This window comes from Nostoc sp. DedQUE12b (genome assembly GCF_034530835.1).
GTDB lineage: Bacteria > Cyanobacteriota > Cyanobacteriia > Cyanobacteriales > Nostocaceae > Nostoc.
This window is the reverse complement of sequence record NZ_JAVRCI010000136.1, coordinates 1-10,913: the sequence shown is the minus strand read 5'-3', so window position 1 is coordinate 10,913 and position 10,913 is coordinate 1. Positions and strand designations below refer to the sequence as shown.

General features: G+C 43.7%; 11 protein-coding genes and 2 pseudogenes. 6 read left to right on the top strand and 7 right to left on the bottom strand.

Annotated features, from left to right (window positions below):
• From RMY16_RS32265 to RMY16_RS32255, 4 genes and pseudogenes are all read left to right on the top strand, one after another.
• Positions 1-456, top strand: a 456-nt coding sequence (locus tag RMY16_RS32265) for a hypothetical protein (RefSeq protein WP_322739791.1), incomplete at its 5' end; no start/stop codon positions are given.
• 384 nt (positions 457-840) lie between these two features.
• A pseudogene (locus RMY16_RS33260) lies at positions 841-1,797 on the top strand (AAA family ATPase); the annotation flags it as partial.
• A 2-nt stretch (positions 1,798-1,799) separates the two neighbouring features.
• Positions 1,800-3,166 (top strand): annotated as a pseudogene (locus tag RMY16_RS33255) (PAS domain-containing protein); the annotation flags it as partial.
• 8 nt (positions 3,167-3,174) lie between these two features.
• Positions 3,175-3,804, top strand: a complete 630-nt coding sequence (locus RMY16_RS32255; protein ID WP_322739792.1) for a response regulator transcription factor — start codon at positions 3,175-3,177, stop codon at positions 3,802-3,804.
• A gap of 661 nt (positions 3,805-4,465) precedes the next feature.
• Here RMY16_RS32255 and RMY16_RS32250 read toward each other — a convergent pair.
• A complete protein-coding gene (locus RMY16_RS32250) occupies positions 4,466-5,380 on the bottom strand; it encodes an AraC family transcriptional regulator (protein ID WP_322739790.1) in 915 nt (304 codons plus the stop codon).
• A gap of 209 nt (positions 5,381-5,589) precedes the next feature.
• Here RMY16_RS32250 and RMY16_RS32245 point away from each other — a divergent pair, with 209 nt between their 5' ends.
• A complete protein-coding gene (locus RMY16_RS32245) occupies positions 5,590-6,321 on the top strand; it encodes an SDR family oxidoreductase (RefSeq protein WP_322668370.1) in 732 nt (243 codons plus the stop codon).
• 62 nt (positions 6,322-6,383) lie between these two features.
• A complete protein-coding gene (locus tag RMY16_RS32240) occupies positions 6,384-7,391 on the top strand; it encodes an aldo/keto reductase (protein WP_322739789.1) in 1,008 nt (335 codons plus the stop codon).
• Here the strand turns inward: RMY16_RS32240 and RMY16_RS32235 are convergent.
• The 6 genes from RMY16_RS32235 to RMY16_RS32210 all read right to left on the bottom strand — a co-directional run.
• Positions 7,360-7,725 (bottom strand): hypothetical protein, encoded by a 366-nt coding sequence (locus tag RMY16_RS32235; protein WP_322739788.1) that lies wholly within the window; start codon positions 7,723-7,725, stop codon positions 7,360-7,362. The two genes, RMY16_RS32240 and RMY16_RS32235, sit on opposite strands and share 32 nt — an antisense overlap.
• 3 nt (positions 7,726-7,728) lie before the next feature.
• Positions 7,729-8,184 carry a hypothetical protein gene (locus RMY16_RS32230; protein WP_322739787.1) on the bottom strand — a complete coding sequence of 152 codons (456 nt, stop codon included), beginning with the start codon at positions 8,182-8,184 and terminating at the stop codon, positions 7,729-7,731.
• Positions 8,181-8,426 (bottom strand): hypothetical protein, encoded by a 246-nt coding sequence (locus tag RMY16_RS32225; RefSeq protein WP_322739786.1) that lies wholly within the window; start codon positions 8,424-8,426, stop codon positions 8,181-8,183. The genes RMY16_RS32230 and RMY16_RS32225 overlap by 4 nt, the downstream gene beginning before the upstream one ends.
• Positions 8,426-9,007 (bottom strand): hypothetical protein, encoded by a 582-nt coding sequence (locus RMY16_RS32220; protein ID WP_322739785.1) that lies wholly within the window; start codon positions 9,005-9,007, stop codon positions 8,426-8,428. The genes RMY16_RS32225 and RMY16_RS32220 overlap by 1 nt, the downstream gene beginning before the upstream one ends.
• Positions 9,008-9,127: 120 nt before the next feature.
• The gene (locus RMY16_RS32215; RefSeq protein WP_322739784.1) at positions 9,128-9,952 is read right to left on the bottom strand and encodes a hypothetical protein; all 825 of its coding nucleotides are present in this window, start codon (positions 9,950-9,952) and stop codon (positions 9,128-9,130) included.
• The coding region (locus tag RMY16_RS32210) for a hypothetical protein (RefSeq protein WP_322739783.1) at positions 9,952-10,913 on the bottom strand (962 nt) is incomplete at its 5' end. The genes RMY16_RS32215 and RMY16_RS32210, both read right to left, overlap by 1 nt.

Below are 10,913 nucleotides of genomic sequence, written 5' to 3'. Positions count from 1 at the left end.
AGCAATGATTCGACAGTGCGCTTGTGGGATATTGACGGCAACCCCATTGGTCAACCTTGGCGCGGGCATGAGTATTGGGTAAATTCCGCAGCTTTTAGCCCTGATGGTAAACTGATTGCCAGTGGTAGTCTTGATGGAACAGTCCGCTTGTGGCAATGTGGGTGGCAAGAATGGTTGCAAGTTTGCTGCAACAGGTTACATTATCATCCCGTCTTTCAAAATCCTGAAAATGGCAGTGATGTAGAAATTGCCCACCAAACTTGTCAAAAATATGTATGGAATCCACAATCCCCTAAACAGTTGCACAACCAAGGTGCAGCAAAGCTAAAAGAGAAAGCTTTTTCAGCAGCTTTAGAGGAATTTAAGCAAGCAGTTCAAATTAATTTCACATCGCACTGGAAAGATCGCCTTGCTTGGCAATCAGTACCCACAGAGAACAGAGAACCAAGGAGTTAGGTTTAAGTCACCTGCAAATATTAGTCTTTTTTCCTTTTGAGTTTGTAAGTAGGGGTTACTTCAGCTAATGGGGTGTTACGTTTAGTTACGTTTAGTAAAAAGATCAGGTTTGATCGATACTGAAGGATGGGCTGCTACTAAAGTGATATTTTTAGTGTCAGTTTTTACAGATGTGGTTAAAATCGTTCCTGCACTTAGTGTCTTTCCTTAAGGATTTACCAACCCAAAGCGGCAGCAAGTCTAAATCCTCCCATGATTTACAAGTATTTGGAGTTTCCAGCACATAGATAATAGGTAGATTGACTTCTCAAAGTAGAACTTGAATAATAAGCATTAATTCTATTTGGGTTTGCGGTTTTTCTATGCTTTGACAAGGTGATAAAAATGATTGCGCTACCTGACGTTGTGGTTGATGCTCAGATATATTCCAGCAATAATTCTGTAGTATATCGTGGCATCAAGTTGTCAGATCGCACGCCTGTTATTCTCAAAGTTCTCAAACAGGACTATCCTACGGCATCGGAACTCACCCGCTACAGGCAGGAATATGAAATTACGCGATCGCTTAACTTAGAAGGTGCGATCAAGGCATATAGTCAGCAGGAATATCAGCGCACACTCATAATTATTTTAGAAGATTTCGGTGGAGAGTCTCTGGAACGATGGATAGAGCAGCGTCCAGATTTCTGCCCTATGCCCTTATCAGCTTTTCTATCCCTAGCCATTAAAATCACAGGTATTCTGGGCAGAATTCATGCTGCTGGTGTGATTCATAAAGATATCAACCCTAGCAATATTGTCTTCAATCTAGATACTGGGGTGGGGAAATCTGCGTTAGTGCAGGAACTCTACAAGCCCATCACAGCAAAGCGTGGCTACTTCGTTTCGGGCAAATTTGATCAATTTGGGAGCAACATTCCCTACAGCGCGATCGCCCATGCTTTGCAAAAATTGGTACAACAACTGCTGGGTGAACCCGATGAGCAATTGCAACAGTGGCGATCGCGTCTTCTGGCAGCATTAGGTAGCAACGGACAACTCATCATTGATGCGATCCCAGAAATAGAATTGATTATTGGCAAGCAGACACCCGTAACGGAAGTTGGAGTCACAGAAGCTCAAAATCGCTTTAATCGAGTCTTCGGGAAGTTTATACGGGTGTTTTGTTCAGAGTCACATCCGCTGGTAATATTCCTCGATGATTTGCAGTGGATAGATTCTGCGACTCTCAAGCTGATTGAATTAATGGTACTTGACGAGCAAACCCAACATCTATTTTTAATCGGAGCCTACCGGGATAACGAAGTAAATTCAACGCACCCACTCGCATTAATGCTGGAGCGATAGGCAAAGAACAAGATCCTTCGGCAGCACCGGAACAGTTTGGAGAGTTTTATCAAGTTTACTTAGCAGGAACGGATTGCATTTATCCCACGGAGAAAATGCCAATAATCAGGGCGTTGAGCGGCGATCGCACCACAGTTGATGATATAGAAATTCACCGCAACAACGCCACAATTCCCGTTGAGGTGTGGGGAACTCCGGTCTTTGACGAACAGGGTAATGTAACTTATGCGATCGCCACCTTTCAAGATATTACCGAGCGAAAACAAGCCGAGCAACTGTTAGCTGATTACAATCGCACCCTAGAGCAACAGGTCGCCCAACGAACAGCAGCTTTACAGAAAAGCGAAGCCGAATTGCGCGATGTCTACGATGAGCTTCGCTTACGAGAACAGGAATTACGAGTGATTACGGACGCTATACCTGTTTGTATCACATATATAGATGCCAACCAACGTTATCGGTTTGCCAACCGCACATACGAGGAATGGTTTGGTCGTAGTCGATCTGAGATTCTGGGCAAGGATATTTGCGAAAACTTGGGTGAGGCGGCTTATCAAGTTGTACAACCGTACATTAATCAAGCACTGGCAGGGCAAGTCACAACCTATGAGTCAGAAATTTCCTGTGTGTTTGGCAAGAAATATATCAGTAATTTCCTCATCCCTGATTTTGATGGCAATGGCCAAGTGAAAGGATACTATGGGCTAATCACAGACATCAGCGATCACAAACGTGCCGAAGAAGCCTCAATTTTAGAAGAACGCAACCGCATGGCACGGGAAATTCATGATACGCTAGCTCAAGCATTTACAGGCATTTTGGTTCAAGTTAGTGCAGCCATCCAAGTGCTAGAGGATGATTTAGAAGCAACACAGGCACATCTGGATATGATCGATGAATTGGCACGAATCGGGCTGAGTGAAGCTCGTCGCTCAGTCACAGCACTCCGCCCTCAGTTGTTGTTAGAGGAAGGCGATTTATCTAGCGCCCTCAATCGTCTTGTAACGCAAATGAGATCCGCTACCGATGATACTGCTTTGATTTACGAAATTCAGGGTACAGCCTATCCTTTACCCTCCGAAGTGGAGAATAACTACTGCGAATTGGGCAGGAAGCATTGACAAATGCCATTAAATATGAAAAGGCTGACGAAATTCGCCTTGAGTTAGTGTATGCAGATGCACAAACTACATTGTGCATCAAAGACAATGGACAAGGCTTTGGTGTAGGTAGCATTCCCTCGGTTGGCGGATTTGGATTGCTAGGAATGAGCGAACGGGCTGCGCGAATTGGAGCGCAATTGAGAATTGAAAGCCAACTAGGGCAAGGAACAGAAATTATTGTCATTGTTAATCGAGGGTAAGCACCAAGATCAGCCAATCCACTACAATTCGTGTTCTAATTGTTGACGATCATTCCATTGTTAGACAAGGATTGGCAACCATCATTAACCGCGATCCCGAAATGACGGTAATTGCTCAAGCAGAAGATGGACAACAGGCGATCGCTTGCTTTGACGAACATCAACAGGATGTGACCTTGATGGATTTGCGAATGCCGCAGATGGGAGGAGTGGAAGCCATTACTGCGATTTGTGCCCAATTTAAACCTGCCCGAATTATTGTGCTAACCACTTATGATGGCGATGAAGATATCTATCGCGGATTGCAGGCAGGGGCCAAAGGCTATCTGCTCAAAGATGCAAAAGCCAACGAACTTCTTAATGCCATTCGCATGGTTAATCGCGGTCAGCAATACATTCCGCCAAAGGTAGGGGCAAAGCTAGTGCAGCGCATGAGTAACCCAGAACTGAGCGAACGAGAGCTAGAAGTACTCCGTTTAATGGCACAGGGTATGAGTAATTCAGATATTGCAACTGCTCTAACTATTGGCGAAAGTACTGTCAAATCTCACGTTAATCGCATTCTCAGTAAATTGGGAGTCAGCGATCGCACTCAAGCCGTAATTATTGCAGTCAAACGCGGGATTGTTAGTTTGTAGGCTGTGCTTTCGGTTAACTTTCGATTCCAACTTTAGTTGGAGTTAGTCTTCCATTGTGAGATGGGTTAAGCGATCGTTCATGCGACTCAATAAAAGTGCCAACTATGAGTGGACGACAACCCAGAGTCAATTTCCTATATTAAATTTATGCAAACACATATAGCAATCGGGTTGCAAGATTTAAGTTTGCTGAATACAGATGGCACACAGAGGAATGTAGGTGTAGTCTAACCCAGGTATCACTTGCGATAAACATACTTCTCCTCAGAAACACTGTTAATTAGACCTGCCTTGAAAATAGAGGCTGAAACAACGCAAAATCGTTCCAAGATCATTTTCATTGTTCCTTGTGAGCGCAGCTCATGGAGTCTCTTGCAAAAATATATTTTTGCACTCTTAGGGAAAAGGATGCATGTTAAAGGGAAAGGATTTTGAGTTTCTTTACCCTTTTCCTTTGCCCCTTATCCCCAGAGGGGCTGACAAGTGTAGGTTTTTTATGTGGGCATGAGTGGATACTCTCAAACAGAGTTCTAAAGGTGGTTCAAATAACGAAATTTCGTTCTTAGGTGGAAAATCAGAGACTAAAATTTGAGTTTTCAACCAACGCAAAAACCTCATTTCAGCCACGTTTGTAAAATACCTACACCTGTCAGCTTCCCCCTCATCCCCCATCCCCAAAAACTCCACTTTTTAACCGAGCCATATCACGCAACGGTGGTGCGCCGAACAAGCGACTGTATTCACGGCTGAATTGTGAGGGGCTTTCATAACCCACATAATGACTAGCTGTTGCCGCATCCATACCTTGCCCCAGCATCAGACGACGGGCTTGTTGAAGCCTAAGTTGTTTTTGATATTGCAAAGGACTCATGGTGGTGACTGACTTGAAGTGATGGTGAAAAGACGAGGGACTCATGCGCGCTTCACGAGCGATCGTATCGATCCGAAATGGTTTTTCGTAGTTCCATTTAAGCCAATTGATCGCTCTGCTAATTGCTTGGAGTTGTTTATCGACTAAAGCAATCTGTCGCAATCTAGCACTGTGTTCGCCTGATAACAAACGGTAGAGAATTTCTCGAACAATCAAAGGTGCAAGGATGGCAATATCTTGAGGCGTTTCCAACAATCGTACAAGTCGGATTGCAGCATCAAGCAGTTGTGGACTAACAGGATTAATAGACAAGCCCGGTTCCGGTGGTTCGTTCGCTAGAGCCTCTAGTTTTGCCTCCATCATTAGTGTGCTGAGTTCTCCCATATCTAAATCGAGCCGAAGACACAGATACGGAACGCTTGGCGTTGCTTCAATCACTTGACCGACAACAGGCAGATCGATGGACACCACCAAATATTGGTCTTGACCATAAACATACAGATTGTCTGCCAACATTACCTGTTTCTTACCCTGAGCGACAATGCACAGGGCAGGCTCATGCAGGGCATGGAGAGGCGCAGTAGGTTGTAAGGAACGGATCAGGAATAACCGCTCGATCGCTGTGGGATGGACACCATCTCCATTAGTGTTTTGTGCAATCAGAGCAGCTAGCTCGGACTGCTGCTTTCTAACAGTCTGTTCCATAATGTCGTTTGAAATCCTTTCTGAAACTAACATTCAGGGCAGCCGCAATTTATTTAGTCGCTGTAGGTCAGCTTATCTTTTTATGATAAACAATCAAGAAAAATGCAGGATTAGGCAAGAATTTCGCAGGTTCAGATTACCGCATCAAGCTTTGACTCTTTTAGATTAAGAGTGTGCTAGAGAATACAACAACTTGGAGATACGATTTTATGACTACCAACCAACAGAAAGTAGTACTGATTACGGGCGCAAGTAGCGGTATCGGTGAGGCGACAGCACGTCTACTCGCTCGTAAGGGCATCCACGTCATCCTGGGCGCACGACGCACGGAGCGGCTAGAAACCCTCGTGGCTGCAATCCGCTCTGAGGGAGGCTCGGCGGAGTATCAGACTCTTGATGTTACTCATCGCGCCGACTTCCAAGCCTTTGTAGAATTTGCTCAGAGCAAATTTGGCCGCATTGATGTCATTGTTAACAATGCAGGCGTTATGCCCCTCTCAAAGCTAGAAGCGCTGAAAGTTGATGAATGGGACTGGATGATTGACGTGAACATCCGTGGCGTACTCAATGGCATCGCCGCTGGGCTACCGCTGATGAAACGCCAAGGATTTGGCCAGTTCGTTAACCTGTCCTCCATCGGCGGACATGCGGTCTGGCCAACCTGCGCCGTTTACTCAGCCACTAAGTTTGCGGTGTTGGCAATTTCGGAGGGGCTGCGTCAGGAAAATACTGACATTCGCGTTACGGTTATTTCGCCGGGCGTAACGGAGTCAGAACTGGCGGATAGCATTACTGACGCCGAAGCTGTCAAAGGTATGCAGGAATTCCGCAAGATTGCGCTTCCGGCTGAAGCGATCGCCAGAGCGATCGCCTTTGCAATCGAACAACCAGATGATGTTGATGTGAATGAGATTATCGTGCGCCCCACAGCCAGCGTATAGTTACGCAAAGATGCGAAGAATTTTCAACCTAAGCTAGCAGTAAAACAACTGAGAACCGCTATATGACTACCCAAAATAAAATTCAACCTCGCCAACTTGGTTCTAATGGTCTAACTATTTTTCCCCTAGCTCTCGGATGTATGGGTATGTCTGGTATGTACGGTGCAGCAGACGAAAACGAAAGCATTGCAACTATCCAAGCAGCTCTTGATCGCGGGATCACATTATTGGATACTGGCGATTTCTATGGCAACGGACACAATGAGATGCTAATTGGTCGGGCAATCAAGGATCGTCGAGATAAAGCCCTGATTTCGGTAAAATTCGGCGCTTTACGTACTCCTGATGGCGGATGGATTGGTATAGATACCCGTCCCGCTGCGGTGAAAAACTTTGTCGCTTATAGCCTTACCCGATTGGGAGTAGATCACATTGACATCTACCGCCCAGCTCGATTAGACCCGCAAGTTCCCATTGAAGACACCATCGGCGCGATCGCCGAGCTAGTCACGGCTGGCTACGTCCGACATATCGGGCTATCGGAGGTGGGAGCGGACAGTATCCGCCGCGCCCATGCCATCCACCCCATCAGTGACCTACAAATCGAGTACTCCCTGATTAGCCGTAGTCCTGAGAGCGAGATTTTTCCTGTACTGGAAGAACTTGGTATTGGTGTGACTGCCTATGGTGTGCTGTCACGAGGACTGTTGAGTGGCTCCATTCCAGCCACACAAGGAGACTTCCGTGCCTACTTACCACGCTTCAGTAAAGAAAACCTTGCGCAGAATCAACGTCTGATCGAAGAACTAAAGCAAATTGCCGCCGAGAAAGGAGTTCTTCCTTTGCAACTGGCTATTGCCTGGGTACTTGCAAAAGGCAGAAATATTGTGCCGATCATCGGCGCACGCAAGCGCACCCAACTTTCCGAATCATTGGCGGCTCTGGATGTAAATTTATCCCCGGAAGACTTAACCCGTATTGAAGCAGCAATTCCCGCATCTGCGATCGCAGGCACTCGTTATGATGAATCCCCAGTGACTAAAACTTGTCATCGCGGATCTGAAAATTAGATTGTTTGTTAAGGAAACCGGCAATCTGCTTGACCCAGCTAGCCAGTCTGTCAAACTTGTGCTTGACCATGCTTTCAATACCGTTAAGTCGATACTCAACAAAAAGTTTCTTTTCGTTGTACTCAGTTAGATGTACATCTACTTTCCGTTCAACGGTGTACAGCCTATCAACAAAATTGTCTTTGAGCTGATCAACGGATGCTAATAGAGTAGATTCAACTCTATTAATTTTGGCGTTGATGTTCGCCTCCACCTGGGCCAATCGGTAAATAGCTCCTACCAAAGTAAGTAATCCAAGAATGATAGTAAGAGCGTTATTAATATCAATTTTCATCTCTTAAAGTGCATCAATCTTAGATTCAATACGTGCCAAATCAGAATCATAGTCAGGCCCAGTGTAACGCCACACAGTAAGGTTGACATTGTTAAACCACTTAGGCACTTGAATAGAAATACTGTAATTCGTAGATATTGGTGGGAAAACTACAAGATTTATTTTGTCTAAAAACAGAGCGTATCTCCTGTTAAAGCTGGCATCTTGAGAACCACCAAAAACAATACCAGTACTAACTTTCTGCCTAACATTACCGGCAAACTTCCAAGTACTACCTTCAGGAACATTCGTAGAAACTAGAATTGCTAAAACAAAAACATCTAGCAACAAAGCAATAGAGATTTCCGGAATGGGGACAGTTTTATATCCGCCCCCAACTTTAGCTATCTGGACTGCATCTAAAGATGAATTATGTATTATTTCCCAATTACTAGAATTACCAAGCTGTAATTCCCTCATGTCAAAAGGTCTAACCTAATAATCTGACTAAAGGCTAAATCTTCTACAGGATTGACATGCAAAAATGGGTCTATCCCGAAATGATCCAGCACATCAAAATAAGTACCAGTGTCAAGCTTACCTACTAGCCAATCAGATGAAGCTTGGTTAACAGTAAGCATCCCAGTGATATCTCGTTCGTTACCAGCCGATACCATCAGCAAATCTCGGTAATCTTCAGGCAGTAATAAAATATCGCTCATCAGAGAACTTCCGGCGTGAATGCAACTCGATTACCTTCTGTTTGCAGGAAAGTTTTGATAGCTGCAATATCACTTATTTCTGTAACAGCAGTTTCATAAAGTTCATTACCCGCCGATTGAGATCCAAAGGGAGACGAAACGGTTTTGTTGTCATACCGCTTATACTCATCTTCAGTAACACGTGATTTATTATCGGTAACCTCTGCACCACGAGCAGTTAGCGATAGCCGGGCTGGGCGATAGCCACTCAAACCATCAAGAAGGACGCCGCCAGTAGGTAAAGTAAAGCCAACAGCAACAGTTCTACCAGTAGTTGCCGCTGCATCTCGAACTGTACCTATTAGTGTGGTGTTAGTTGTTTGAGTCGCTGAAAGCAATTTTACCGGGAGATAAATGCGCCCTGCGAGTCCAAAAGATTCTACATAACCTTTAACACGGTTAGCCTTGACTCTTACCGAGTTACCACGTTGTGACTTGTACAATGTTTGCTTTTCTGATCGTGACTTATCTTCCCATGCGCGTAGTTTGATTAAAGCTTCGTTTAGCTCCTTTCCGCGCCGAATATCATTATATCTTCCCATCTTGTCTAAAATCCTACAACTTGACTACTTAGCTCAATCCAAACTAGCACCGTGTTTTAGCAAGAATTAAACCAGTGACAAGTTAACTTTCCGAAAAAGAATTACGAAGAATTAAAAGCCTTATGGAGCGGTCACGTTTTCGATGGCACTTCTGAGTCGTCCGTTAAGTCCTACCAGATTAACGGGCTTGACTTGTCCAGGAATAAGTAGTTGAGCGTGTGTAAATTTCACCTCCGCCGTTGGACGTTGCCTAAATTTCTTAACTGTCCTGCCATAAACTCGATGTGTGCCTGGATTGGTGGGAAATTCTTTAATGTTTTCTATAAATTGAAAATTATTATCACTGTAAGTCTTGTCTAATATTTTTAAAACTGACTTAACCGTAGATTCACCCTCAGCTTTAGATAAACACAGCAAGCGCAAATCAAACCCATTGTCTAAATCTAGATAAGTGCATTTATATTTACCTTTCTTCCAAATTAGTGGAGGTGTAGCAAACTCTGCTTTGATTTCACGGGCATATTCAACAGCGTCAGTCCTTGAGATGGTATCAGCAGTTTTATTCATGATCCTAAAACCAATTTCACCACGTACCTGCTCTGTACCATTACCGTGTTTTTCAAAATTGTATGGTTCTTTGAAATAAAGTTTAATTTGTGGCCTGAATTTAGATTCTCTTTGTAGCTCCTGTACAGGAATTCCATAAATAGGAGCTTGTAAAGATTGAGCGTGACCTACAGTAATTTCAAATAACCATAAACGCAACTGGGTCATCGCTACAGTATCGTTATCGTCTATTAGACAAGCTTTTTTTAGTGCTGGTTTGGGGCTTGAAATATCATCGTCTGCTTGATTTTTAAAGTATTGCTTTACTAGTTTATTGTGGTAAAGCTTGAGCATATCTTGCAGGTGTTCCCAGTTATTAAAATCAGGAGGTAATGCCATTATTCATCAGCCTCCAAATCAATGTCTAATAATTCAAGTCCTTTAGATGCAATTTTGGCAGTTGTTTTATCTGCTGCTAATTTGTCAGGTTCAGGGACAATAGGAGATTTATTTTCTGGCTTGTCATCTTCTTTGGTTGCTTTAAAAAATTCTGTGTTAGCGGTTTGCAACTCCGTAATAGCATTGATTGTGTCTAGGGGTACTTGAGTAACTTGTTGAATGGTTGATGCACCGTTTTGCAGTCTTTCTAAAAAGTTAGTAACACGATTAATTTTTGGTTGTGGGTTCATCCACTGATAAGCTGATTCTAAAACTTCCCCACTTGCTCTTAATGGGTTGCCAATTTTGCCAGTTTGACCTGCTACTAATTCCAATCCACTGAAAACGGTTGAGGTCAGACTTTGAAAGCTATTAAGGATATTTGTACTTGCCTGGTATATATGGTTAGCTTTAGCCCAAGCTGTTGTTAAATTTGTGTAATTTTCGGCTCCTATTGTTTCCTTGATTAAATTTTCAATGGAGCTACTAATTACAGAGCCAATATCAAAAGTACTGCCATCCTCTTTTTTTAGTCCAATTAACTGCAATACATTGTTGATGATCCCAACAAAAGTTTGTCCGATGTCGTTGGACAACATCAAAGCGTTGTGTATGGTCGCACCAAGTATCATCACATTTAGTACTCTATCTAAATGCATCCAATCAGCAAAGCGCGACAACTTGCCACCAATGCCACCAGGCAACTGATCACCCAATCTTGATAATATTGTTTGCTGCCCTGTTAGTAATGCACCATTCAGACCAGTGTTTACAGCGTCTAAAATATTAGCTGAATTTGTATTGCTATTATTGGTAATATCAGCAGCATTATCTTTTAGTGCTTTATTCATACACCCACCAGGTTGAGTGGTTCTGCATGTGCCTGTGGCTGCCGCAGTTTCTATTTGGGGAATTGTCGGAA